Origin of the sequence: Snodgrassella sp. B3882 (genome assembly GCF_026535915.1) — a bacterium.
Taxonomy (GTDB): Bacteria; Pseudomonadota; Gammaproteobacteria; order Burkholderiales; family Neisseriaceae; genus Snodgrassella.
Genome location: NZ_JAFNPF010000001.1, coordinates 827999 through 853661, shown reverse-complemented (window position 1 = coordinate 853661; position 25663 = coordinate 827999). Strand labels below are relative to the sequence as shown.

The 25663-nt window shown below is 38.2% G+C and carries 23 protein-coding genes and 1 tRNA gene; 21 read left to right on the top strand and 3 right to left on the bottom strand.

The window, feature by feature from the left end:
* The 7 genes from J3U68_RS03655 (at window position 1) to J3U68_RS03625 (ending at window position 7485) form a co-directional block, all read left to right on the top strand.
* The gene (locus tag J3U68_RS03655) at window positions 1-636 is read left to right on the top strand and encodes a type 4a pilus biogenesis protein PilO (protein ID WP_267374725.1); all 636 of its coding nucleotides are present in this window, start codon (window positions 1-3) and stop codon (window positions 634-636) included.
* A 60-nt stretch (window positions 637-696) separates the two neighbouring features.
* The gene (locus tag J3U68_RS03650; protein ID WP_267374723.1) at window positions 697-1200 is read left to right on the top strand and encodes a pilus assembly protein PilP; all 504 of its coding nucleotides are present in this window, start codon (window positions 697-699) and stop codon (window positions 1198-1200) included.
* 66 nt (window positions 1201-1266) lie between these two features.
* Window positions 1267-3438 (top strand): type IV pilus secretin PilQ, encoded by a 2172-nt coding sequence (gene pilQ, locus J3U68_RS03645; RefSeq protein ID WP_267374721.1) that lies wholly within the window; start codon window positions 1267-1269, stop codon window positions 3436-3438.
* Between the two features lie 347 nt (window positions 3439-3785).
* On the top strand, window positions 3786-4313 hold the full coding sequence (locus tag J3U68_RS03640) for a shikimate kinase (protein WP_416384624.1): 528 nt from the start codon (window positions 3786-3788) through the stop codon (window positions 4311-4313).
* A gap of 16 nt (window positions 4314-4329) precedes the next feature.
* Complete coding sequence (gene aroB / locus J3U68_RS03635; RefSeq protein WP_267374717.1) at window positions 4330-5415, top strand: 3-dehydroquinate synthase; 1086 nt, start codon at window positions 4330-4332, stop codon at window positions 5413-5415.
* A 61-nt stretch (window positions 5416-5476) separates the two neighbouring features.
* Window positions 5477-6181 carry a tRNA (guanosine(46)-N7)-methyltransferase TrmB gene (gene trmB / locus J3U68_RS03630; protein WP_267374715.1) on the top strand — a complete coding sequence of 235 codons (705 nt, stop codon included), beginning with the start codon at window positions 5477-5479 and terminating at the stop codon, window positions 6179-6181.
* 110 nt (window positions 6182-6291) lie between these two features.
* Window positions 6292-7485, top strand: a complete 1194-nt coding sequence (locus J3U68_RS03625; RefSeq protein ID WP_267374712.1) for an aromatic amino acid transaminase — start codon at window positions 6292-6294, stop codon at window positions 7483-7485.
* Window positions 7486-7665: 180 nt separating this feature from the next.
* Here J3U68_RS03625 and J3U68_RS03620 read toward each other — a convergent pair whose 3' ends face one another.
* The 3 genes from J3U68_RS03620 to J3U68_RS03610 form a co-directional block, all read right to left on the bottom strand.
* A complete protein-coding gene (locus J3U68_RS03620) occupies window positions 7666-8238 on the bottom strand; it encodes an HdeD family acid-resistance protein (protein ID WP_267374710.1) in 573 nt (190 codons plus the stop codon).
* A gap of 64 nt (window positions 8239-8302) precedes the next feature.
* Window positions 8303-8824 carry a DUF3465 domain-containing protein gene (locus tag J3U68_RS03615; RefSeq protein WP_267374708.1) on the bottom strand — a complete coding sequence of 174 codons (522 nt, stop codon included), beginning with the start codon at window positions 8822-8824 and terminating at the stop codon, window positions 8303-8305.
* A 129-nt stretch (window positions 8825-8953) separates the two neighbouring features.
* On the bottom strand, window positions 8954-10579 hold the full coding sequence (locus tag J3U68_RS03610) for a CTP synthase (RefSeq protein ID WP_267374706.1): 1626 nt from the start codon (window positions 10577-10579) through the stop codon (window positions 8954-8956).
* Between the two features lie 166 nt (window positions 10580-10745).
* Here J3U68_RS03610 and gmk point away from each other — a divergent pair, with 166 nt between their 5' ends.
* The 14 genes from gmk to J3U68_RS03540 all read left to right on the top strand — a co-directional run bounded on the left by gmk (window position 10746) and on the right by J3U68_RS03540 (window position 25286).
* The gene (gmk, locus tag J3U68_RS03605; RefSeq protein ID WP_267374703.1) at window positions 10746-11354 is read left to right on the top strand and encodes a guanylate kinase; all 609 of its coding nucleotides are present in this window, start codon (window positions 10746-10748) and stop codon (window positions 11352-11354) included.
* 46 nt (window positions 11355-11400) lie between these two features.
* Window positions 11401-11604: a DNA-directed RNA polymerase subunit omega gene (rpoZ, locus tag J3U68_RS03600; protein WP_267374701.1), complete on the top strand. Its 204-nt coding sequence runs from the start codon at window positions 11401-11403 to the stop codon at window positions 11602-11604.
* Window positions 11605-11619: 15 nt separating this feature from the next.
* On the top strand, window positions 11620-14148 hold the full coding sequence (locus J3U68_RS03595; protein WP_267374698.1) for a RelA/SpoT family protein: 2529 nt from the start codon (window positions 11620-11622) through the stop codon (window positions 14146-14148).
* A gap of 262 nt (window positions 14149-14410) precedes the next feature.
* The gene (gene rpsU / locus J3U68_RS03590) at window positions 14411-14623 is read left to right on the top strand and encodes a 30S ribosomal protein S21 (RefSeq protein WP_267374696.1); all 213 of its coding nucleotides are present in this window, start codon (window positions 14411-14413) and stop codon (window positions 14621-14623) included.
* Between the two features lie 182 nt (window positions 14624-14805).
* Window positions 14806-15249, top strand: a complete 444-nt coding sequence (locus J3U68_RS03585) for a GatB/YqeY domain-containing protein (RefSeq protein ID WP_267374694.1) — start codon at window positions 14806-14808, stop codon at window positions 15247-15249.
* Window positions 15250-15323: 74 nt separating this feature from the next.
* The gene (gene dnaG, locus J3U68_RS03580; protein WP_267374691.1) at window positions 15324-17114 is read left to right on the top strand and encodes a DNA primase; all 1791 of its coding nucleotides are present in this window, start codon (window positions 15324-15326) and stop codon (window positions 17112-17114) included.
* Between the two features lie 86 nt (window positions 17115-17200).
* Window positions 17201-19129 (top strand): RNA polymerase sigma factor RpoD, encoded by a 1929-nt coding sequence (gene rpoD / locus J3U68_RS03575; RefSeq protein ID WP_267376201.1) that lies wholly within the window; start codon window positions 17201-17203, stop codon window positions 19127-19129.
* Between the two features lie 103 nt (window positions 19130-19232).
* Window positions 19233-19308 (top strand) — tRNA-Ile (locus tag J3U68_RS03570).
* A 157-nt stretch (window positions 19309-19465) separates the two neighbouring features.
* Window positions 19466-20965 (top strand): exopolyphosphatase, encoded by a 1500-nt coding sequence (ppx, locus tag J3U68_RS03565; RefSeq protein ID WP_267374689.1) that lies wholly within the window; start codon window positions 19466-19468, stop codon window positions 20963-20965.
* A 22-nt stretch (window positions 20966-20987) separates the two neighbouring features.
* Complete coding sequence (gene corA, locus J3U68_RS03560) at window positions 20988-22064, top strand: magnesium/cobalt transporter CorA (RefSeq protein WP_267374687.1); 1077 nt, start codon at window positions 20988-20990, stop codon at window positions 22062-22064.
* A gap of 69 nt (window positions 22065-22133) precedes the next feature.
* The gene (locus tag J3U68_RS03555) at window positions 22134-22418 is read left to right on the top strand and encodes a hypothetical protein (protein WP_267374684.1); all 285 of its coding nucleotides are present in this window, start codon (window positions 22134-22136) and stop codon (window positions 22416-22418) included.
* A gap of 552 nt (window positions 22419-22970) precedes the next feature.
* Window positions 22971-23525: a hypothetical protein gene (locus J3U68_RS03550; protein WP_267374682.1), complete on the top strand. Its 555-nt coding sequence runs from the start codon at window positions 22971-22973 to the stop codon at window positions 23523-23525.
* 1267 nt (window positions 23526-24792) lie between these two features.
* Window positions 24793-24951: a hypothetical protein gene (locus tag J3U68_RS03545; protein WP_267374680.1), complete on the top strand. Its 159-nt coding sequence runs from the start codon at window positions 24793-24795 to the stop codon at window positions 24949-24951.
* 11 nt (window positions 24952-24962) lie between these two features.
* Window positions 24963-25286, top strand: a complete 324-nt coding sequence (locus J3U68_RS03540; RefSeq protein ID WP_267374677.1) for a hypothetical protein — start codon at window positions 24963-24965, stop codon at window positions 25284-25286.
* The last annotated feature ends 377 nt before the right edge of the window (window positions 25287-25663 follow it).

Sequence of the window (25663 nt, the reverse complement as noted above, 5' to 3'; positions counted from 1 at the left end):
ATGGCCAAAAACATTAATATTAAAGCGATAGATTTTAAAAATCTGCCTTATCAAAGTCGTCTCGTCCAGTTAGGAATGGGTGCAGTCATTATTGTAGTCATCGTGATTTTAGCCTATCTTTTTATCTATAGTGATTCTAGCGAAAGAATTAATCAATTGAAACAAGAAGAGGAAACTCTGAAAGAAAGTTATGTTGATAAAAGTGCAAAAGCTGCTAATTTGGATAAATTAAAAGCTGAACTGGATCAGATCAATGGATTATTTCAAGTACTATTAAAACAACTGCCAACCACAGCCGAAATTCCGAATCTTTTACAAGAATTGCATGAATGTGCCAGTAAAAATGGGCTGGCAATGGAAAGCATTACACCTGCACCCGCTATTCATACCAATTCTGCTGATGGTCAAGGGCAACAAGTCATAGAAACTTTACCCTACAATATCACCATAACTGGCGATTATAATCAGATTACACAGTTTGTCCGAGATATTGGAAAATTATCACGCATTGTTACCATTAACTCCATTGTTTTGAATCGAAATGGAAAAGATGACAAATTTACCCTTGTCGCAGTAGCGAATACTTATAAAGCCTTAAACGACAATGAAATTCAAGGGCAATCTGCAAAAAAATAAAAGTAGTAAACATCGAATTAACCGACATCTAAATTTACTACTTAAAACCATGGATTAATTATGAACAAATACCTATTATGGGCTTGTCTTTTTACAGTAGGCGCCTGTTCTGAAACAAATGAAGACTTGCAAAACTGGATGAATGAGACGAGCCAACAAGCGAAAACAAATTTGGCTAAACCTCAATACACAAAGCTGAATCTGCAACCATCATATACTCCTCCACCTCAACCTCGGTACAATATGTTTGATCCAGCTAGACTGAAAGCAGGAATACAGAGCACCGATGCGCCTGATACAAACAGACCCAAAGAAGTTTTGGAAGAATTACCACTAGAAAAACTTCGTTACGTAGGCATGATCAATAGTAAAGATAGATCACCATCAGCCTTTATTGAAGCAAATGGTCATGTCTATACCGTTAAAATCGGTAATTATCTCGGGCAAGATTATGGTCGTATTATCGCCATCACCAGCGATGAGATTATTCTTAATGAATCAATTGAAGATGCCACTGGAAGATGGATTGACAGAAAAAATAGTTTGCCGTTACAAGCTAACTAGGCTTAATGTGGTTTATATCGGCAAATCCCAAAAATATATTTAAGCTTTAAATCATAAGGTATTAACATGAAAATCAAAACCATATCTCTATTATCTACATTAAGCCTAGGGCTGATGAGTCAGAATATTTGGGCGGGTAATATTACAGCCATTAACCTTGGCTCATTACCTAACCAACAGCGTTTAATTAAAATTCAGTTTGATGAGGATGTTGCATTACCACGCGGTTTTACGACCGAGAGCCCAGCTCGCATTGCCCTGGATTTCGCTAAAACCGGCGTATCTCTGCCACAAAATTTACTTAAATTTGACGATAAGCTGATTAAACAAATTGAAGCAGGACAAACAGGGGATCGGACTCGACTTCTACTATCTCTAAATCAGCCAGGTCAATACAATGCTCGAATTAAAGGTAATGAAGTTTGGATATATGTACAACAGTCAGTGCCAGCAAAAACTAAAAATACATCCGAATACCCACAAAACGCTTTACCATCAGTACCGTCTCCGTATGCTCCAGCTAATAACATTGTTGTTAACAACGAAAACTATAATGGTTCATATACAAATGGCAATGGAATCGTGTCAACAGATTCATCTTCAGTCAATATAGATTTCAAAAAAGGCGCCAATGCCAGTGGTTTAATTTCAATAACCGGCATATCTGGTGGAGTAGAACCCACCATCAAACGAAAACCAGGTAGTCTGACACTAACATTTAAAAATATACCGCTTAAAGCAGAACAACAGCGCAATCTAGATGTTGCAGATTTTAGCACGCCAGTTCAATCGGTTAGATTACGCCGAATTGGCAACGATACTGAAATAAGTATGCAAATGCGGGGCAGTTGGGATTATAACCAACTCAAACAAGGTAATAGCTTAGTAATCAAAGTCGATAATAAAATCGACCAATCCAGTCAAGCGTTACAAGCCAATAACAAATCTTTTAAAGGCAGAAAAATATCTTTAGACTTTCAAGATATTGACGTCCGCACCATTTTACAGATTTTGGCGAAAGAGTCTGGCACAAATATTGTAGCCAGTGATGCTGTCAATGGGAAAATGACGATATCTTTAAAAGATGTACCTTGGGATCAAGCTTTGGACTTGGTATTAGAATCCAGAAATCTTTATATGAAGCGTAATGGCAATGTGATTAACATTGTTACACAAGCCGAACAGAATAATATTGAAAGTATTCAGCAAGAAAATCAATATAAAGGCGTACTCATTACTCGAAGTTTTAAATTAAAATATCGTAAAGTAGATGATTTCGAGAAAATTCTCAACTTAAGTCAAGGTAGTAATAGCACGGGATCGGATAGAACCATTTTATCCTCTCGTGGTAGCGCTTTGACCGATCCAGGTACCAATACCTTAATTATTACCGATGTTGAACAAGTCATTAAAAAATTTGAAAAACTTATTGCACAAACGGATGTTCCTTCTCAGCAAGTGTTGATCGAAGCGCGTATTGTGGAAACCACTGATGGCTATGCACGTGAACTAGGTACAAAGTTCGGCTATTCTAAATGGGGCAAAAATACCTGGAATGGTCAGTTACCAACCGATGGCTCAATCCTGAATCAAAAGCCTTCTGGCGGCAATGCCTTCAATATGAGCCCGAATATCAATCTTGGTGTGGCTAATCCGACTTCTGTCGTGTCACTAGTGCATGAATTCGCATCTGGGGCATTGGCACTTGAACTGTCTGCATCTCAGTCCGAAGGCAAAAGTAAAATCATTTCGTCACCACGTGTCCTAACTCAGGATCGCAAAGAAGCGAAAATTGAATCTGGTTACGAGGTACCTTACCAAGAGACTGCAGCTAACGGTGGTACATCTGTGAGCTTTAAAGATGCAGTTTTGGGCTTAAAAGTTGTACCGCATATTACGCCTGATGGTAACATCATCATGACCTTGGATGTACAAAATGATCGTCCTATTGCTTGTACAAACTTAGATGCATCCATTACAAGAAATGGCGATATCTGTATGCAAAAACGCAATGTGGTGACACAAGCCATGATTGAAAATGGCGGTACTTTAATTATTGGTGGTATTTATAACGAAAATAATGAAAATAGTACTAGCAAAGTTCCTTTATTAGGTGACATTCCAGGCGTTGGTAATCTATTTAAATATAAGAAGAAAGTTCATCAACGTAACGAGCTGTTGGTTTTCATCACTCCTCGTATCGTAGAATCAGGTAACGACTATTCTTTACAGTATTAAAATATTCAATCAATCTAAAAAGCTAGCCTGGACTCCAGACTAGCTTTTTTTTCGCTAATTTTTTCTTCAATCTTATAAGCCATCAAAGCTGGAAAACTATAAGTTTAATGATATCTTCTCAACCGTTGCTCTACTTTAAGTTAGAGTCAGAATTAATCGTGAATAAAACGCTTAGGTCGATATCTTCCAAAATGGCATATATAAAATAAAAGCTGTAGAACTATTGTTTATTTTGATTGCAATAATTTCTAATTTGATTAGTCAGCATCAGATTTGATTGAGAAATATTTTCTACGCTTTTTTTGCTAGAGATGCATAAAGATCCACTCTCAGTTACAATGCGACATATGAACAATAGATCTGGTAATTTAGTTTTAGTTGGCTTAATGGGGGCGGGTAAGACAACCTTAGGCAGGCAACTTGCCAATACCTTACAACTTGATTTTTATGATAGCGATCAGGTTATTTGCGAGCGAACTGGTGTTTCAATACCTACCATTTTTGAATTGGAGGGTGAAGAAGGCTTTCGTTCTAGAGAAAGAGCCATTATTCATGAACTGGTTCAATTAGAAAATATTATTATAGCTACCGGTGGTGGTACGATTCTGCATGAAGACAATCGGCATAAACTAAAAAAAAATGGCTATGTGGTCTATTTACATGCACTTCCACATATTCTCTTATCCCGCATTCAACATGACAAAAACCGTCCCCTACTTCAAGTTTCAGATCCGTTAAATAAGTTACAGCAACTTTATGCGCAACGGGATAGTTTATATCGCGATACAGCGCATTTGGTTATTGAAGCAAATGATTCATGTATTAACGAAAACATAGACAGATTGAGCACTATATTTCACCACCCTAATCTTTAACTTTTTCATGAGTGCTATGTATACATTAACGGTTACGACACCTTCACATCAGTACCCTATTTTTATTGATACGGATCTGATCCAGCATCCTGCCAAAACTTTTGCTTCGTTTGTTGGAAAAAAGGTAGTGATTATCAGCAATGACACCATTGCTCCACTTTACCTCTCATGTTGGCAAAATTTCTTTAAGCAATTTAATTGTGAAGTTTCAAACATTATTTTGCCAGATGGAGAAAAATATAAGAACGGTCAGACCTTGAATTTAATTTATGATGGTTTAATGCAAAATCGCGCTGATCGTCAAACCACACTTATCGCTTTGGGTGGAGGCGTTATCGGGGATATGGCCGGTTTTGCAGCAGCAACTTATCAGCGGGGCGTCCCGTTCATTCAAATTCCGACCACACTGCTTAGTCAAGTTGACTCTTCGGTTGGAGGGAAAACAGCCATCAATCATCCTCTGGGAAAAAATATGATTGGGGCCTTTTATCAGCCGCAAGCCGTGTTGATTGACTTAAATACGCTTAGTACATTACCTCAGCGTGAATTTTCTGCAGGTATGGCTGAAGTCATAAAATATGCTTTGCTCGGAGATATTGAATATTTAAGTTGGCTTGAAAAAAATATTGAACATTTGATGGTATTAGATCAAGCTACACTGGCGTATGCCGTACACCACTGCTGTAGAATGAAAGCAGACATCGTGAGCATTGATGAAAAAGAAAATGGGATACGTGCTCTGCTGAATTTGGGACATACATTTGCTCACGCAATAGAAGCAGAAATGGGTTATGGTAATTGGCTACATGGTGAAGCCGTTGCTGTGGGGATGGTACTTGCTTGTCATTTATCTGAAATTATCGGTTATTTAACTCCAGATGACACTGAAAGAGTTGTGAATTTACTGAAAAAGGCTAAACTGCCGACTACGCCACCTATGATGCCATTTGATGCGTGGCTTAACCATATGAGCCATGATAAAAAAATTCATGACGGCAAATTACGTTTTGTTATCCTTGAAAAGCTTGGTCAAGCGAAATTAATAGATAACATCTCGTCTGATATGCTTAAAGAGACATTAGCACCATTTCTAGTCTGTTAATGATAAAAAATAACTTTGAAGAATAGTGATTAATTTAAAAAATTAAAGATGAAGTAACTTTATGAGTAATAATGAATTAGATCCGAGTGAAAACCTGCAAAATCGCCGAAATATAAAAAGCTTTGTTTTACGTCAAGGACACATGACAGCTGCTCAACAGCGTGCCATTGATACGCAATGGTCTAAGTTTGGCGTAGATTATCGCCCTCATAAAATTGACTTAAATAGCACTTTTCAGCGAACTGCTCCCAAAATACTTGAAATTGGCTTTGGAATGGGCACCGCAACTGCAACTATCGCTCAGAGATTACCAGAAGTGGATTTTTTGGCAATCGACGTTCATGGTCCTGGGGTGGGTAATTTATTAAAACTGATTCAAGAAGAAAATATTTCTAATATCAGAGTTATGCGTCATGATGCAGTAGAAGTAGTCAACACAATGCTAGATAGTGATAGTGTACACGGTATTCATATTTTTTTCCCTGATCCATGGCAGAAAAAAAGACATCATAAACGTCGCCTAATTCAACGCCCTTTTATTGAACAATTACTCCCTAAGCTTGAATCAAATGGCTATATTCATCTCGCTACTGACTGGGAAGAGTATGCTGAACAAATGTTAGAGGTACTGAGAAGCTTTGATGAATTAAACAATACGGCAGATGATTTTGCGCCTAAACCGATCTATCGCCCTGAAACAAAATTTGAAAGCAGAGGGAAAAGATTAGGACATGGTGTGTGGGATTTGGTCTTTGTAAAAAAGTAATCGGCAGAATTTAAAAATAGTTAAGACATTTAATTACAATTGTAGTAAATTGTACTACAGCAGTTTCATTTTTTTCATACTAAATAATATTGCTGTTTTAAGGAACTGAAATGTTTCAAAATGTCAGATACTATCCTGGAGACCCTATTCTGGGTCTAATCGATAAATATAATGTAGATCCTAATCCCAATAAGGTAAACCTTGGAGTGGGAGTATATTATGATAATGAAGGTCGTTTACCCATATTAGAATGTGTTAAAACTGTTGAAAAGCAATTAGCACAGCAAAACATACCTCACAATTATTTACCCATGGATGGTCTGGCAGGATATCGTCAGGCCTGTCAAAACCTTTTATTTGGCACCCAACATGAAGCTGTTCAATCTGGACGGATAGCCACCATTGCTAGTTTGGGTGGTTCTGGTGCACTCAGAGTAGGTGCAGAATTTATCCATCAATGGTTTCCACGAGCAAACATCTATGTCAGCAATCCCACCTGGGGAAATCACATCAGTATCTTTGAAGGTGCTGGATTCACAGTCAAAAAATATCCCTATTATGACCCAGCAACAAACGGTTTAAAAATTGAGGAATTGAAACAATTTCTACAGCAACTTGATGCAGGAAATATTATTTTATTACATCCATGTTGCCATAACCCCACAGGTATTGATCCAACTGCTTCAGAATGGGATGAATTACTCACCATCATCAAAGAAAAAAAACTGATTCCTTTTATGGATTTTGCTTACCAAGGTTTGGGTGATGATCTGGAGCAAGATACTTATGCCATTCGCAAAGCAGTAGATTTAGGCTTTTGTCTGTATATCAGCAATTCTTTTTCTAAAAATATGTCTTTATATGGAGAGCGAGTTGGCGCTCTAAGTGTGGTCTGTCCCAATCAGGAACAAGCAAAAATTGTGCAAAGTCAGCTCAAATTTATTATTCGTCGGTTTTACTCCAGCCCACCGGGACATGGCAATTATATCGTTGATCAAGTACTCAACAATGCTGATCTTTTCAATCAATGGCAACAAGAAGTCACTGAAATGCGTGAGAGAATTCATGCAATGCGTTTCCGTCTTCATGAGGTGTTGCAATCCAGCGTTCCTGGACGAGATTTTAGTTTTCTCACCAAACAAAGAGGCATGTTCAGTTTTACAGGGCTGAATTCTGAGCAAGTAGCTCGATTACAAAGTGAATTCAGTATCTATATTGTAGAAAATGGTCGCATGTGTATCGCTGGGTTAAATACCAAAAACATTGATTATGTTGCTGAGGCTATGGCTAAAGTTTTAACATAATTTACTGTAAATCTAGAAACTAAAAAGATGTCTGTACTGAAATACAGACATCTTTTTAAATCAAATGAGAATTATCTTTTTCTCTTAGTTAGGCTTAGTTGATCAACTGAATAGCCACTATTTCATCAATCATAAAACTAACCTCTTTAAGGGATTATAAGGGATACCACAAAGCTTGGTTTAATACCCTTTTTTGGCATGGCGTCTTACCCAAAAAGCCAGTACCACAGTAATGATACCAAATACTGTTGCATAAATACCCAATGCCCAGGTTAAGGCAATGCCACCCTCGAATGGATTGATAATTAGTACAATACCTAAAAGTATAGAAAGAATACCCCCTAATACGATCCATCCCTCACCTTGAATAGCTTTGCGTAAACCAATTGCAGTGAAAATTTGTAATAACCCGGAAATAATCGCCCAAATGGCAATAATTTCGGTGAGAACTACCATGGTGATAAGCGGCCAGAAGAAAGTCAGAATGCCAGTTAATAAGTTTGCCAGAGCCCAAATCAACAGTAGCCACCATTTATGATGATCACGTCGTCCTCGTATCGCCATGATGATACCTAGAACACCATCTACAAAAGCATATCCACCAAAAAAAATTACCATGACGTACAGGGTGATGACTGGATTAAACCATGTGATTAAGCCAAAAATTAAAGCCGCAATGCCCCGCCAAAGTATAATCCACCAATTTTGTGCAAGAATATTGCCCATAGTCCGTAATTGAGAAAGATTGTCCATTATTTATCCTTTAGTGTGTTTAATAAAATGATTATATGCTATGTTAAACCAATATAATATTCATTTATTGATACTTTTGCCCACGATATATTAACCACCCTGCCTCGTGATGACTAGATGGATCATGATGTGTCCAGTGCACAAAACCTCCATGTTTATTTTTTATATATTCCCCAGCAAATGATACAGTATCCCCATTTTGTAGATCTGGTAATCGCGAAGATAATTCCAGATTATGCACTATCAATATCGTGCCACTTGGCACCTGTAGAATAAAACGCTGATGTCTACTACCTTGATTATCATCCGGTAAGATTTTAATCACCTTACCCTCTCCAATCACTTGCGTTTTAGCTAAATTTTCCCTTTGAGCCTGTTCAATGGATACGATATTCTGTTGCCGAGAGATATCATTAGTTGGAGGCTTGGTTAGGTTTTCTTTGATTGATTTGAATGATTCTGAAACTTGTTGTTGTAGTTGGCTGGTATCTGCTTTGGTTTCAAGGCTATTTTCATTTTGCCACCACCACAGCCCTATGCCAATTCCAATTAAAAGCAATAATTCTTTCAAGTATAATGACTTCATATCTATTTGGTTTATATGATTTTTTATCATCATACAAAAAGAAGGCATAGTTGGCAAAGATAATAATTTGATTTACATATAAAAAAAGACTCTCTGATTCAGAGAGTCTACTAGAACAAAAGGAATAAATTATTTCTTATAAGCTAATGCAGCTTTAATAAATGCAGTAAATAAAGGATGACCATTCCTTGGTGTTGAAGTAAATTCAGGATGGAATTGACAAGCAAAAAACCATGGATGATCTGGCAACTCAATGGCTTCCACAAGATGTTCATGTCCAGTAGATATACCGCCAATAACTAAACCTGCCTCTTGCAATTGAGGCAAATAAAAATTATTCACTTCATAGCGATGGCGGTGACGTTCACGAATAAACTGTTGACCATAAATAGATTTAGCTAAGCTGCCTTCCTTTAACTCCACTTCCTGAGCACCCAAACGCATGGTTCCACCTAAATTGGTATTAATATCGCGTTTTTCTATCTGTCCATCACGATCTTGCCATTCATCAATTAAAGCGACAACAGGATGTTCGGTTTTCAAATCAAATTCAGTTGAATTAGCACCGTGAAGATTAGCCATATCTCGAGCGTATTCAATTAAAGCAATTTGCATCCCCAGACAAATACCCAAATAAGGTATCTTGTGTTCGCGGGCATAACGCACAGCTGCGATTTTACCCTCCACACCACGTGTACCAAAACCACCTGGGACCAATATAGCATCCATACCTTGTAAACAGTCTGTTCCCTCTTTTTCCAGAACTTCACTGTCAATATAGTGTATTTCGACTTTGGTTTCAGTCTTGATGCCTGCGTGTTTTAGAGCTTCAGACAAAGATTTATAGGATTCCGTCAGATCGACATATTTACCGACCATGGCAATATGGACGATATGCTTAGGATGCTGGACTGCATAAACAATTTTATTCCAGGCAGTCAAATCCGGCTGCTGAACATTCAGTTGTAATTGCTCACAAATAATATTATCAATGCCCTGATCATGTAACATGCCAGGTACTTCATAAATACTGTCTGCATCATAACAACTGATTACTGCACGTTCTTCAACATTACAGAATAAGGCAATCTTTTTCTTTTCCTCTTCCGGCATTGGACGATCCATGCGACAAATCAATACATCAGGCTGGATACCAATTTCACGTAATTCTTTAACAGAGTGCTGAGTCGGTTTAGTTTTTATTTCACCGGCAGCAGCAATATAAGGCACATAAGACAAATGAATAAACAAGGTATTCGTGCGACCTTGTTGACTACGCATTTGACGAATTGCTTCAAGAAAAGGTAAAGACTCTATATCACCAACAGTACCACCAATTTCGACTATTGCAACATCATAGCCAGCAGCACCTTCGTGAATTTTACGTTTAATTTCATCGGTTATATGAGGGATAACTTGAACAGTACCACCTAGATAATCACCGCGGCGTTCTTTCTGAATAACACTTTCATATACCTGACCAGAAGTGAAATTATTGCGTTTTTGCATAGTAGCATCAATAAAACGCTCATAATGTCCCAAATCTAAATCAGTTTCAGCGCCATCATCAGTTACGAATACTTCGCCATGCTGAAACGGACTCATCGTTCCCGGGTCAACATTGATATAAGGATCAAGTTTTAACATGGTCACTTTTAGACCACGTGATTCCAAAATAGTAGCAGTAGACGCAGCGGCAATGCCTTTACCCAATGAAGAGACCACACCGCCAGTCACAAAAATAAATTTGGTCATGACAATCAGCAGGAAATTGAATTGAGCATTTTAGCCGAAAATCACTTTAAATGAAAGGCTGTTGCCGGACTTTCAATTGCAAGATTATGCAAGAGTATCGAGACGATATTAGCGCATTACCCACGGTTGTGGCATAATTAATCACCGAAATCCATAAATTTGTATCATGCTTCAAATTGGACATATTTTCATTGTTACTGCTGCTTCCGGCACAGGTAAAACCACATTGGTATCTCGCCTGAGTTCCCGTGAGCAAGATATCCGTGTCTCCATATCTCATACGACCAGAGCACCGAGAGAGGGTGAACAAAATGGCGTGCACTATCATTTTGTTAGCAAAAATGAATTTGAAGAAATGATTGCTGCCAATGCCTTTATCGAACACGCTCAGGTATATGGCAACTACTATGGCACCAGCCTTGCTGCCGTTGAATCACTGAAAAAAGCAGGATTTAATGTTATTCTGGAAATTGATGTGCAAGGAGCAGCTCAAATTCGTCAATTATTACCAGATGCAACCAGTATATTTATATTACCGCCGTCAATGGCAGAATTAAATGAACGTTTAATTAATCGAGGTACCGACTCTCAGGAAGTCATTCAATATCGTTTGGGTAAAGCCCGCGAAGAAATTGAACAATGCTATCTATTTGATTATGTTATTGTTAATCAAGAATTAGATCAAGCAGAACTCGACCTTCTGGCCATTATCCGTTCTGCTGGTCTGCGCACGAAAGCTCAACATCGCAATATTGAGAAAATTTTATCTGAATAATAATTTAATTGATATTTACTTTATTTTTTTATAACTGGATTTAAAAATGGCACGTATTACTGTAGAAGATTGCATCGGACGTATTTCAAATCATTTTGATTTAACCATGGTTGCAGCCATGCGCGCACGTCAGTTAGCCAATGGCGCCACTGCACTGGTAGAAGAAGACCATGACAAACCCACGGTTATTGCCTTGCGTGAAATAGCCTCTGGACAAATCGGCTCTGAATTGTTAAATCAGAAAAAATAATTCAGGCAGTCCGCCATGTTCGCGCCCAGTATATCCTATGCTACCCCTGTAGATCAGTGGCGAAGCGATCTTTTTGCCCAGACTGAATATCTGGGCAAAATTGAACGCTGGGAAATACTGGAAGAAAGCTGCGCCTATATTTACAATATTGCCCATAATCTTGGCAAAACGTCTAAATTAAAACGCAGTTTTGCCATAACCACAGCATTGGCAAAAGAACAACAACGGATACAAGCTTTAGCTGCTGCTTTAATCAAAACCGCATTTGAAGATTTAGCCTATCAGGAATCCAATCCTCTAAAGGTTGATTTGGGACCAGTAGGACTTAAATTTTTTGAAGAAATTGATACTCAAAGCAGTGATGATTTTCAAACTCAACTTGATTTATGCCGCCAACAGATTGAATCAAGTTATCAACACATTATCAATCAAGCCAAAAATAAATTATTTCGCACAGCCAAATATCTGGGTAATGAAGAACTTGAGTTATTAAATCAGGCCTTCATATTTGGCGCCCAAGCTCACGCTGGCCAATTTCGCAATAGTGGACTGCCCTATATTACCCATCCTCTAGCTGTCGCCACTCAACTTGCAGAGTGGCATGTTGATATCCAAGCATTGTGTGCTGGAGTATTGCATGATGTTTTAGAAGATACGGGCACCAGCAAAGAACAATTAACCCAACAATTTGGTCAATCAATTGCCAATATGGTCGATGGATTGTCAAAATTAGAAAAATTAGAATATAACAGTCAGCAGGAAGCACAAGCTGAAAGCTTCCGCAAACTGATTATGGCTATGACTCAAGACATTCGGGTTATCATCGTAAAACTGTCAGATCGTCTGCATAATATGCGGACATTGGGGGCAAAAAAACCATCCAGCCGACGGCGTATTGCGCAGGAAACCATGGAGATTTATGCTCAGTTGGCTAATCGCATCGGTCTGAATTACGTGTATCATGAATTACAAGATTTATCGTTCAAATATCTTTACCCTCATCGATATGAAGTACTTGAGAAAGCCATACAATCATCCAGACGAAACCGACACGACATTGTAGGCAAAGTTTTACGTGCTTTTAGTCAGCGCCTTGTCAGCGCCAATATTGAAGCACAAGTCAAAGGGCGGGAAAAAAATCTTTACAGCATTTATGAGAAGATGCGCTCTAAAAATTTGCATTTTGCGGAAGTGATGGATCTTTATACCTTCCGTGTTATTGTTAACAACATCCCTGCCTGCTATGCGGCTTTAGGTGCGCTACACAACCTTTATAAACCAAAGCCTGGTCGTATCAAAGATTACATCGCCATTCCCAAAAATAATGGTTATCAAAGTTTACACACCGTCTTGGTTGGTCCATATGGGTTACCCTTAGAAGTGCAAATACGTACTTATGAAATGGACATCATCGCTGAAAGAGGAATTTCAAGCTATTGGGTATATAAAGAAGGCGAACAAACCAGCTTCGATCAGGCGCAGATGCGCACCAATGAATGGTTACAAAGCATTTTGGATTTACAGGCTCATAGTGCTAATGCCATTGAATTTTTGGAACATGTCAAAACTGACTTATTTCCAAGCGAAGTATATGTTTTTACGCCTAAAGGTAAAATTATTACCCTACCTAAAGGTGCGACACCGGTTGATTTTGCGTATGCAGTGCACACCGATATCGGCAATCGCACCGTCTCTGCTCGAGTTAATCACAATCTAATGCCATTGCGCACCAAATTACACACTGGCGATGTTGTAGAAATTATTACCTCCAGCGAAGGTCGCCCCACTCCTGCCTGGCTTGATTTTGCTGTTTCCAGTCATGCTCGCAGTGCGATTCGAAGCCAAATCAAAAAAATGAATCGCTATGATGCCATTAAATTGGGCGAAAAACTATTACAGAAAGCTTTATCCAGCCTATTACCTGCCAACGTTTTATTGTCTGATGATTTAAAGGATAAATACCTGGCCGATCTCAATAATAAAAATACAACCTTTGAAAATGTTTTATCTGACGTTGGCATGGGATTACTCAAACCGGTATCGGTGGCCATGCATATTGCAGAACTTGCTGGCGAACATTTCAGCGATACCATTAAATTGAGTCCGATCAGCATCAGCGGCAATGAATCGTCACATATACATCTGGCTAAATGCTGTAACCCCATACCCGGTGATAACATTAAAGCTCTATTAATCAAAGATCAAGGCATTATTATCCATCGAGATACTTGTAACAATGTCTTAAAGACCGATCCAGACATACAATTAGATGCCAGCTGGGATGTCCTTCAAGCCAACAATTATCAGGCGATACTTTGCATCTATGCCATTGATGGTCACGGGCTGTTAGCTTCCATTGCTCAAGCTATTTCAATCAACGGCGGTGACATCAAATCGGTTGAAACCACTTCCAAAAAACTTGAAGGGGTTGATGGATTTATTGAGTTTCGCTTTGTCCTGCATGTGAAAGATTTAGACCAGCTAAATAAAATTATGCGGAATTTACACTCTATTCCAGAAATTCGACGCCTCAGCAGAATTTAAGCATGCTACAACAAGCCACTTTCGCACAAGTACTTTATTGACAAAATAGAGATAATCAACGATAATCAAAAAATTCTGTATATCATAACTACCATAGTATTAAATTCAATCTAAAATACTATGTTCAATGCACCTTAGGAGGTGATGTTGTCTTGGCTAGGTGGTGCCTTTAAACCACAAGACCACAGTATGGTCACTATTTAATTATTTGTTAGACTAACAATGCGTTAGTATTGATTATTGAAATTAATTTGGAAAAAACATGCCTTCTATTCGTGTAAAAGAAAATGAACCATTTGAAGTTGCAATGCGCCGTTTCAAACGTTCTGTAGAAAAAACTGGTTTAATGACTGAACTGCGTGCTCGTGAAGCATACGAAAAACCAACTACTGAGCGTAAACGCAAAAAAGCTGCAGCGGTAAAACGTTTACAAAAACGTCTGCGTAGCCAGCAATTACCACCTAAATATTATTAATTAACTGCTTTCTTTTTACTTAAAAGCATTAATTATCAGGTAACGAATACCGCAGGCTTTGTGCTTGCGGTTTTTACGTTTTACTGATTATCGTTTCTTCAAAGCAGACCTAACCTGCCATTATTACCATTCATCCAGTCTGGGTCTCAGTTGAAATTTCACTCTACTTGCAAGGAATAATGATGAGCCTGAAGCAAAAACTACAAGATGACATGAAAATCGCCCTTCGTAACCATGACTCTGCCACCTTATCCACCATTCGGATGGCTTTGGCCGCAGTTAAACAAATCGAAGTGGATGAACGAATCGACGTAGACGATACTCGACTGACGGCAATCATCAGCAAAATGGTTAAGCAACGCAAAGAATCCGTGCGCATGTTTACCGATGGGGGACGACAGGACTTAGCGGAAAAAGAACAAGCTGAAATCGATCTATTACAACAATATTTGCCTAAAATGCTCAGCGCTGAAGAAATTACTGCAGAAATTACTGCAGCCATTTCAGCTACTGGCGCCAGCCAAGCAAGTGATATGGGCAAAGTAATGGGTCTGTTAAAAAATAAATTAGCCGGTAAAGCCGATATGAGTGAAGTTAGCAAACAAATTAGAGACATGTTAGCTTAAATTTTTGTTCGCTATACCATTTTTGAAACCCAATTTTTAACTGACTTAACTTAGCTGTACTGGACCGATTCAGCATGATTCCTAATGAATTTATCGATGACTTACTCAATAAAGTCGATGTAGTCGATATAATTGAAGAGTTTGTTCCGCTGAAAAAAAGCGGGGCAAACTACATGGCATGCTGTCCGTTTCATAAAGAAAAATCGGCTTCCTTTACAGTCAGCCCCACGAAACAGTTTTACCATTGCTTTGGCTGTGGCGCCCATGGCTCAGCCATAGGCTTTATCATGGAATACCAAGGATTAGGCTTTCAGGATGCAGTACAGTTTCTGGCCGATCGCATTGGTATGACTGTGCCTAAACAAGCTGGTCAAGTTAACCCTGAAGCGCGCAAAGCCCACAAACAACAAAAACAGACACTTGAGTCAACCACCAGCGCAGCAGCCGATTATTATCAGCAACAATTAAAATTATCTTCTCGCGCCCAAAATTATTTGCAACAACGCGGATTGAGTAGTGAAGTTATCTCTCATTATGGATTAGGTTATGCTCCCGATGATTGGCAGACATTAGCCAGAGTGTTTCAGCCCTATCCAAGTAATGCTTTGGTTAAAACCGGTATGATCATCAACAAAGATGAAAAATACTACGATCGTTTTCGTGACCGCATTATGTTTCCCATCCGCGATGGTAAAGGTCAGGTTATTGGATTTGGTGGACGGGTATTAGATAAAGGTGAACCTAAATATCTTAACTCCCCTGAAACCGAATTATTTGATAAAGGCCATAATCTTTACGGTTTATACGAGGCACGAGCAGCCATCCGAGAAGCACAACGTGTACTCGTGGTAGAAGGCTATATGGATGTTGTTGCTCTGGCTCAGTTTGGGCTGGGCTATGCGGTTGCCGCCCTGGGTACGGCTACTACCGCTGGACATCTACGCTTGCTAATGCGCCAAAGTGACCATATCTATTTTTGCTTTGATGGCGATGCAGCTGGAAGAAAAGCCGCATGGCGGGCATTGGAAAATGCCCTACCGCAATTAAAAGATGACAAGATTTTACATTTTTTATTCTTACCGCCTGAGCACGATCCTGATAGCTTTGTTCGCACAAATGGTATCCAGGCATTTGAGGATGCCTTGATACATCAAAGTTTGCCCTTATCAGTCTATTTGTGGCAAACACTTACTCAACATATTGATTTATCTACGCAGGAAGGAAAAGCTGAACTGATAAAATCGGCCAGCCCGCTGCTAGGTAAAATCAAGGCACCTGCCCTTTCCTATCTATTGCGACAGGAATTGAGTCAGAAAGTAGGTATCGATGAGCATAATTTAGCTCATTTATTGGGACAAGAGCAGCCTAAGCAGCAAAAAGTTAAAGCCAAAAGCTACCATCTGCCACAAAATACCTTTAGGCAGCCACCAGTGATGTCTTTAGCGCAAAAGCAAATACGTGCCCTATTGATAAATCCGCAATGGGCCGTATATATAGATATACCAGATTACTTAGACCTGCATGGCGAATACGCATGCCTCGCCGCGCTGGCTGAACGCATACAAGCCTCGGTGATCCCATTAAATGTGGGAGCCGTATTGGAACTGATGCGAAATACCGAGTTTGAACCAGTTATCCAACAAATTATTCATGATTACCTGAATAGTGCAGAAAGCATGCAAGCAGGAAATGAGGATGACTGTGAAACCTTTAAACAAGGCATGCAAAAATTATTGGATAGTCTTAAATCACAGCAGATTGATGCGTTGAAGCGCAAACTCCAACATGGTCTTTTAAGCGCCGACGAAAAACAACTGTTATTGCTGCTGTTAAGTCCATCCAAACCGCTATCTAACCAACTTTAGAGAGCTTTCATAACCGATTACCACAGTCTGACTGTGACCAATATACCGAGTGTAATATGGCAAACCAACCCTTAAAAAAAACCACGATGACTACCAATCCTGAGCAGGATGATACTCGTCCGCTTACAGTAGAAGAGCAACGTGCACGCCTGCGCCAGCTGATTATTCAGGGTAAAGAACGTGGTTACATTACTTATGCTGAAATCAACGATGCATTACCCGACGAAATGTCAGATGCGGATCAGATCGATAACATCGTTTCCATGATTTCAGGCCTGGGTATCCAAGTTACTGAAGAAGCACCAGATGCAGAAAGTCTGTTGATGGGCGACAATACCGCCAACATGACCGATGATGATGCGGTGGCTGAAGCTGAGGCGGCTTTGTCTAATGCGGACAATGAATTTGGCCGTACAACTGATCCAGTGCGCATGTATATGCGAGAAATGGGTCAGGTAGACCTGTTAACACGCGAAGACGAAATTATCATTGCGAAAAAAATTGAAAACGCTTTACGCAATATGATTCAGGCTATTTCTGCTTGTCCAGGGTCTGTTGCCGAAATTTTGGCTCTGATCGATGCCGTACGTAATGATGAAATCAAAGTTGATGAAGTCGTTGAAGCCATCGTCGACCCGCATGAAGAACTTCTGGATGAGCTGGGTCTCGGATTAGGAAAAGCGGACGAAGAAATAAGCGTAGACACCAGCGATAGTGAAGATGATCTGGATGAAGATGATGCCGACGATGATGAAGAAAATGCTGCTTTAGCAGCCTCGGCTAATCTGGAAGAACTGCGTCAGAAAACCTTAGAACATTTCGCCAACATTCAGAAACTCTATGACGAAATGGTGGTTGCTTTACAAGCTAACGGCAGCAGTGATGCCCAATATCTTAAATTGCAAAATGAAATTGCCGAGCAGCTATTGCAGGTACGTTTCGCCACACGTCAAATTGAAAGTTTATGTGATAGCCTGCGCAGCCGAGTGAATCAGATCCGGGTGTTAGAACGCGAAATTCGCGATATCGCGTTAAATCGTGTTCATATGGATCGGGAATACTTTATCAATAGTTTCAGCGGTCGTCTTACCGATTTGGAATGGGTCAACGAAGAGCTTAATTTAAATCGCGTGTGGAACGAAGCTTTGCGTCGATTCCAATATGCCATTATTGAAAAGCAAACGCAGTTGGCTGATTTAGAAAAGGCGGTGCAGATATCGCTGGATGAGCTGAAACAGATCAACAAAAACATGGTCAAAAGCGAGCAGGAAACCGCAGCGGCCAAGCAGGAAATGATTCAGGCAAACTTGCGTTTGGTGATTTCGATTGCCAAAAAATACACCAACCGTGGACTACAATTCTTAGACCTGATTCAGGAAGGTAATATTGGTCTGATGAAAGCAGTAGATAAATTTGAATACCGTCGCGGCTACAAATTTTCTACCTATGCTACTTGGTGGATCCGACAGGCTATCACCCGCTCTATTGCGGATCAGGCGCGTACCATTCGTATTCCGGTTCATATGATTGAAACCATCAACAAAATGAATCGTATTTCACGCCAATACTTGCAAGAAAATGGTGAAGAAGCTGATTCAGCTAAATTGGCTGAATTAATGGAAATGCCGGAAGATAAAATCCGCAAAATCATGAAAATCGCCAAAGAACCGATTTCAATGGAAACGCCGATTGGTGATGATGATGATTCCCATCTGGGCGATTTTATTGAAGACGCTAACAATGTAGCGCCTGCTGACGCAGCCATGTATTCCAGCCTGCGCGAAGTCACCAAAGATGTACTGGAAAGCTTAACGCCACGTGAAGCAAAAGTATTGCGTATGCGTTTTGGTATCGATATGAACACGGATCATACCTTAGAGGAAGTTGGCAAACAATTTGATGTCACACGTGAACGTATACGCCAAATTGAAGCTAAAGCATTACGTAAATTACGCCACCCTACACGTTCTGATCGCTTGAAGAGCTTCCTGGATAGCGATGAAAATAAGCAGTAAGGGTTTTTTTAGTTTAAAAGCAAAATCATCCGCTCAATGCGGATGATTTTTTATTAATATTCTTGCAATGAAGGCAAGAGATGGTTAAAATAGCGCACTTCACGGGTCTGTAGCTCAGGGGTTAGAGCAGGGGACTCATAATCCCTTGGTCGTGGGTTCGATCCCCACTGGACCCACCAATTTTGAAACGCTAAGCATTCTTGCTTAGCGTTTTTATTTATTTCTCCCCTTTTTCAACTTAAAATTGAGAAGCTTAACTTGTGTAGTCAGCTCTTCTTGGTAGAAATGAGCAGGATAAGGTAAGATTGGCATTCCTCGGTTTTAAATTATTCAGTTATGACTGCTCAAGATATGCTTGCTTCGGTAGATCTGGGATCTAATAGTTTTCGCTTGCAAATATGCCATGTTCAAAATGGTTCATTGCAGGTTGTAGATTCCATTAAAGAGATGGTTCGCTTGGCTGCGGGTTTGGACGAGCACAAAATTCTGGATGAAGACTCACAGCAACGAGCTTTAAACTGTTTAGCCAGATTTGGAGAAAGACTGCGAGGATTTTCTCCCCAGCAAGTGAGAGCGGTAGCCACCAATACTTTTCGGGTTGCTAAAAATATTGATCAATTTCTACCGCAAGCTGAAGAAAAACTGGGCTTTCCCATTGATATCATTGCCGGGCGCGAAGAAGCCCGATTAATTTACACCGGTGTGGTGCATACACTGCCCCCCAGATCAGAAAATATGCTGGTCATCGATATTGGTGGCGGCTCTACCGAATTTGTCATCGGGCACGACATCCAACCAGAAATCACCGAAAGCCTCAATCTAGGCTGTGTCTCTTATAGCATGCGGTTTTTTCCACGCGGCAAAATTAGCCATAAAAATTTTCAGGCAGCAATCAATGCTGCTCGTGCAGAAATCCAGAGAATCAGCCAAGAACTCAAAAGTATTGGATGGAAAAGTGCTATTGGCACTTCTGGATCGGCTCGATCTATTCGCGATGTTATTTCTGCTGATAATGCTGCGCTTGATGCCATCACACTGGAACAGATGCAAATTATGGCTAATCGGATCATTTCAGCAGGAAGTATTAAAAAAGCACGGCTAGAGGGTCTGAAAAATGATCGGATGGACGTGTTTCCAGGAGGACTAGCGGTCATGATGGCCGCCTTTGCAGAACTCAATATTCAAGAAATGACTGTTACCGATGCGGCTTTGCGTGACGGAGTGTTTTACGACATGCTCGGTCGTCAATTAGGCAACGACTTGCGTATCCAAACAATTATCGATTTTCAAAACCGCTATCACGCCGATAAAGTGCAGGCTCAACGCGTCGAAACTCTGGCTGAAAGTATATTTGATCAGCTAACCACCGAGATGGAAGTTAACCATCTGGATCAATGGCACCAACTACTTTGCTGGGCAGCACAACTGCATGAAATTGGACTGGACATTTCTCATACTGGTTATCATAAACATGCAGCCTATATATTAGAACAAGCAGATATGCCTGGCTTTTCTCGCAAGGAACAGCATATTTTGGCAACATTAGTCTTAGGACAGCGCGGAGATTTACGAAAAATTGCAGAATATACCAATCAGGAGATTTTGTGGCTTGCCATACTGGCGCTACGATTGGCCACTTTATTCTGTCGAGCCAGACAGGATATGGCTATTCCCTTGCATCACTGTAAGATCACCTACCAAAAAACACGTAAACAATTAATGATTACATTAGAAGAAAACTGGCTAATTAATAACCCGTTGACGGCCAGTGCCTTATTGCAAGAATCTGTTTTATGGAAGAAAATTGGATTACATCTTGAATTGCAGGTAATTTGAATCCAATTACGAAGGTTTTTTTATGACGGTAGAGGCGCATGTTTCCAGTGACAAACTTGTTCAGACTCACAACTTGCCCAGTTTGGTGCATCGCAGCAATATCAGCAATATGCCTACTAAGTCTCTCAATGTCATTCAAATCCGTGCTAATCAGCTTATAAACCATACCTATACCGATCAAGATATTCACAGCGGCAATATTCCCACACCAACCGAAGATAGTATAACGTGGATACATTTGATTGGTATTACTGATAACGAGCAATTACATCAATTATTGCAGGGATTTAATCTGCATGAATTGGTGTTGGAAGACATGCTCAATCGTAAACAACGTCCAAAGATTGAAGATTATGGGCATTATTTATTTCTGGCTACCCGTGTATTTACCTATAAAAAGCAAAAACTGCAATACAATCAGGTATATCTGATATTTGGCAAAAATTATATTATAACGTTTCAGTTTCAACCCCTCGGATTATTTCATGTTATCCGTAAATACATCAGTCGCAATCAGTCCGATATTTTTCAAAAAGGCACTGATTTTCTCGCTTACTCTTTATTAGATCGAATTATTGATGACTATTTTGTCACCGTAGAAGAATTTAATAATCGGGTAGAAGGATTGGATAAACGTTTATTTAGTGATAACAATAAAAATCTACTTATTGCCATTCATCAACTGAAACATGATGCCATGAGTCTGCATCGCACCCTTACCTCAATAAAAGATATCATTGGACGCATTGTGCACAATGAATTTGAACTATTTCGCAAAAAAATTCATGTTTATTTAATGGATGTTTATGATCATGCGCAGCAGCTAATGGAAACTTTAGACAGTGCTCGGGATACCGTTATGGGCATGATGGATATACATTTATCTTATCAATCTAATCATCTGAATGAACAGATGCGCATGTTGACCGTTTTTACTATTATCGTCATGCCTTTGAATGTTCTTACCGGTATATATGGGATGAATTTTGATAATATGCCGGAACTGCATTGGCATTATAGCTATTATGTCGTTTTGGCTCTGATGGTCACCATTATTGTGAGTTTATTGCTTTATTTTTATCGGCGACATTGGTTATAACTCAAAGTTAAACCAACAAACCCCACCTTGTAGCTGATTAAGTTCACTTAAGACAACGCAGTTGCTTGCATGAGCAGTATTGTTATAAGCATTTCCCTCAACCATGGGTTTGCTTTTGTCGGGATGGGCGAACACAGAACTTTATTCTTTTTTATAGATAAAAATAACCTGCTAACTGATCAATCTAAAAAATGTCCCTGTGGGTTGACTCGCGTGCTGTTTCAATCTTTGCTTGGTTTCTATCGAATTACTATACTTATGCAAAAAAAAGTATATCTAAAGAACCGTATTGCTTGCTATGAGTTAAAAGTGGCTCAATATTATACTAACCGTGGCGCCTATTTCCGTGGTTAATCGAGTCATTCAAATGTGAGCGTTATTTCCAGATACTGATTCAACAAAAACAGCATTATCGTTATTGCGTAATGCTTATAATGAATTAGGTTTGACTGACGAAAGCCAAAAAGTTGATAAACTTATACAAGCTAATCTTGAAAATATGCCAGTTGAAGAGAACAAATCTTACTTTTCTCGCTTCTTAAGTATATTTAATGGTGGTTAATTTATTGTAGTTTAGATCTAAAAAACAATGGCTATTTATATATTTAAATGGCCATTGTTTTATCAGTAATTTATAAACATTAAATGCGCATGAGTTACTTTCTAACATATAAATAACGGTATTCTCCATGATCATAATTTGTATTTGTTAATGCTTTTGTTAGTTCTTGGATAAGTTTAGTTGATAACGTTGTATCCGATGAGGATAATGTAAAATCTGGCTTTAGAATTTGTTCCTCGACATAGCAGAAAATCAAGCAACAGGAAGGGATTTAGGAAATTTTTATAGAGAAAATGATATTAAACCTGGCGATATTTTTGACATTGAATTAATAGAATAAAATTATGGAACAACAATTTATATTGTACTTACAACAATCAGATAAGTTAAGAAGCGGTTATTACACAAGTTTGCTCCCCATATATAATAATTGGGAAGTTAAATTAAAAGAAGTTATGAATGAAATCCCTGAATTATTTAAAATAATCTATAGTAGAATATCAGGAACTAAATATGAAATTAATAACCAAATATTCATGGATTTTGTACCTGGTTTTTTATTAATACATATTTTAGAGTACCATCAAAATTATCTTGATTTGAATAAAATAACTAAGGACTTTGAAACAAAAGGAATTTTTTATCCTATCGTTAGAAATTATTCTTCTGATTTCATAGCAATGGATAAAGACTTAAATAAGATTTATTTAATATATTATGATGATCCCCAAATTTATTTAATTCATAATGATGCAAATAAGTTTTTAGAAACATTAAATGAAAATTACAAGCAAAACGTCTATTTTCTTGATCAAGACGGTTATTTAGATTATGACCAAGATTTAGAATATAAAGTAGCAAAAGAAATAAATAAAAATATTGAATTTTGGGTTGAATAAAAAAAATATATTGATGAACTCACTAGCAAATACGCTCCCGGTACTGTTATTAAAAATATCAATTGAAGAAATTGATCAAAATCTTTTTTGGATAAATATATACTTTTTGCCACCATCATATTAATAAGCTTATTGTCAAACTCCAAAATAATCGTTTGATAAGCACTACGGTACTTTCAAACAATATTACTGTTTGTAATGCTGACCATTGAAACGTTTGATTCTATTTTTTATGGTCATCAATATTAATCGAATATGATTTGACATTAAGCGTCATTTTTTACGGAACAAGCGAGCAATACACATAGCAAACAGAAAGATAGAAATAATTCCGGAACAAGCATTCCAACAATAAAATTGACCTCAAAGTATCGGTTGGGAATTATCAACATGATCGCATCAGAGAAAAATAAATACGTGAGACAACCAAGGACTAAAACCAAAGCAACAAATGAGTATCATTAAACTTATAAATGAGCGCCGAGTAAAACAGCGAAATTCAAATGTACGATTTTCCATAAACTATTCCTGATATTTTTTAGAAATAAATCTTAAGTTTTTTTAATATATACTGGGAAGCAAAGATTTATTTCTTTTAATTTATAACTTTATTGATTTTGATTCATATAAATATTGGTATCAAATCATCCTCCTTGCTTGATACATCGTTTGTAAAAAGTGCCATTCACCAATACAATTGGCAAATTATTTTTTATTAGCAATAATAGATAGGACATATATCTATCACGCAAGAGCAATATTGCCCCGATGAGATTGAAGCCAAAAAGTCGATGAACTTATTTAAAGCTATATCGGAAATATACCGGTTGAAGAAAAATATCATTTTTCACGCTTCTTAAGCGTATTTAAGGGTGGTTAATTTATTGATAAGGCAGTATTTGGGTTAATATAAATTTCTGATCAAATTTTTTATCAACCCATCATTGATCTATACCGAACATTCATAACGCTTGCAACAGATAGATTTGGATGCATAAGCTATAGCAAAAAAAATATAAAAATTCGATTTTTATTATCTACTACGATGGTGGATGTGTTTGGATAGAATCCAGGTGATCCTTAAGGAGCTAAATTAAAAGAAAATTTAAGGCAAACCCAAAAATATGGACAAGGGGGAGTAAAAGAATTAGAAAATGGAAGGATTCGTTATTATGATAAAATAAAACCAGCAAGTACACTAGGAGAGATGGCAGGTATGAGACCTGTGAGGGAATGGGATCCAGTTACAGGAAAAACTAGAACTTGGATGGAAACAGTAGATCATAGTGGAAGAGTTAGGCAAGTTAGACCTCAAGAAAGTATCACTAACGGACAGAAGATCCATTATATATTTGATGAAAATGGAAAATATATAGGAACAAAAGAGGGAATTACAAGTAAAGATTTAAAATTACCATGTAAATAAAAATTAATGATATGTTATTAAAAAAAATTATAAAAGGATATTATAATGAACTTTTTGAAGAAGATAAGTCTAAAAATTATGATGATAGTAATATTAGAGGGGTATTATCAACTAAAGCATCTGGTTTACTTGAAGTATTGGATGAAAAAGATATGAATGGAGAAAATATTGATAAAAAAATCATTTCATTTTTAAATTTTATTAGTGGTTATGATACTCCAAGATTTGAAGATGATGGATATTTGTATGATAAAAATGATTTAGAGAGAGAGTATGCACAATTAGGTAATCTTGATAGTTTAGAAGGGGCTGATATAGAATGCAAATATATCTAATTACAAACCCCTTAACTTAAATTAAAAAGCCAACCCTAAAGGTTGGCTTTTTAATTTAAGAATTATTCTTCAATTCATCTAACAATTTCCATTCGCTGGTAGAGCGTAAAGCTTTAACAAGCCAGAGCAAGTTCTAAAAGTCTAGCGGAGAGTGGCAGAGCGTAAGCCCCTTACTTTCCGTTTACGCAAGCAAAGCCGTTTGCGCAATATTACAAATAGAGTTCAGCGTAAAACCCAGCTTTTGGTAGCTTTCTAAAAAAGGGGGCCTATCCAAGGCGGTTAAAAATTCTTTAAAGTTTTCAAGGTTAAAATCTGTGTTTTTTGTTCGACATTGTCTTGTGTTAGTATAGCAAAATATTTTTGAAGTGAATAAAAAA

Bases quoted from the DNA above. Each gene is read 5' to 3' on its own strand.
- gmk (WP_267374703.1), top strand. From the start codon at position 10,746: ATGCTTCAAATTGGACATATTTTCATTGTTACTGCTGCTTCCGGCACA.
- J3U68_RS03625 (WP_267374712.1), top strand. From the start codon at position 6,292: ATGTTTCAAAATGTCAGATACTATCCTGGAGACCCTATTCTGGGTCTA.
- J3U68_RS03550 (WP_267374682.1), top strand. From the start codon at position 22,971: ATGGAACAACAATTTATATTGTACTTACAACAATCAGATAAGTTAAGA.
- rpoZ (WP_267374701.1), top strand. From the start codon at position 11,401: ATGGCACGTATTACTGTAGAAGATTGCATCGGACGTATTTCAAATCAT.
- J3U68_RS03555 (WP_267374684.1), top strand. From the start codon at position 22,134: ATGAGCAGTATTGTTATAAGCATTTCCCTCAACCATGGGTTTGCTTTT.
- J3U68_RS03620 (WP_267374710.1), bottom strand. From the start codon at position 8,238: ATGGACAATCTTTCTCAATTACGGACTATGGGCAATATTCTTGCACAA.
- pilQ (WP_267374721.1), top strand. From the start codon at position 1,267: ATGAAAATCAAAACCATATCTCTATTATCTACATTAAGCCTAGGGCTG.
- corA (WP_267374687.1), top strand. From the start codon at position 20,988: ATGACGGTAGAGGCGCATGTTTCCAGTGACAAACTTGTTCAGACTCAC.
- J3U68_RS03655 (WP_267374725.1), top strand. From the start codon at position 1: ATGGCCAAAAACATTAATATTAAAGCGATAGATTTTAAAAATCTGCCT.
- J3U68_RS03540 (WP_267374677.1), top strand. From the start codon at position 24,963: ATGTTATTAAAAAAAATTATAAAAGGATATTATAATGAACTTTTTGAA.
- J3U68_RS03545 (WP_267374680.1), top strand. From the start codon at position 24,793: ATGGAAACAGTAGATCATAGTGGAAGAGTTAGGCAAGTTAGACCTCAA.
- rpsU (WP_267374696.1), top strand. From the start codon at position 14,411: ATGCCTTCTATTCGTGTAAAAGAAAATGAACCATTTGAAGTTGCAATG.
- dnaG (WP_267374691.1), top strand. From the start codon at position 15,324: ATGATTCCTAATGAATTTATCGATGACTTACTCAATAAAGTCGATGTA.
- J3U68_RS03640 (WP_416384624.1), top strand. From the start codon at position 3,786: ATGAACAATAGATCTGGTAATTTAGTTTTAGTTGGCTTAATGGGGGCG.
- J3U68_RS03585 (WP_267374694.1), top strand. From the start codon at position 14,806: ATGAGCCTGAAGCAAAAACTACAAGATGACATGAAAATCGCCCTTCGT.
- rpoD (WP_267376201.1), top strand. From the start codon at position 17,201: ATGACTACCAATCCTGAGCAGGATGATACTCGTCCGCTTACAGTAGAA.
- J3U68_RS03615 (WP_267374708.1), bottom strand. From the start codon at position 8,824: ATGAAGTCATTATACTTGAAAGAATTATTGCTTTTAATTGGAATTGGC.
- trmB (WP_267374715.1), top strand. From the start codon at position 5,477: ATGAGTAATAATGAATTAGATCCGAGTGAAAACCTGCAAAATCGCCGA.
- J3U68_RS03610 (WP_267374706.1), bottom strand. From the start codon at position 10,579: ATGACCAAATTTATTTTTGTGACTGGCGGTGTGGTCTCTTCATTGGGT.
- ppx (WP_267374689.1), top strand. From the start codon at position 19,466: ATGACTGCTCAAGATATGCTTGCTTCGGTAGATCTGGGATCTAATAGT.
- J3U68_RS03650 (WP_267374723.1), top strand. From the start codon at position 697: ATGAACAAATACCTATTATGGGCTTGTCTTTTTACAGTAGGCGCCTGT.
- J3U68_RS03595 (WP_267374698.1), top strand. From the start codon at position 11,620: ATGTTCGCGCCCAGTATATCCTATGCTACCCCTGTAGATCAGTGGCGA.
- aroB (WP_267374717.1), top strand. From the start codon at position 4,330: ATGTATACATTAACGGTTACGACACCTTCACATCAGTACCCTATTTTT.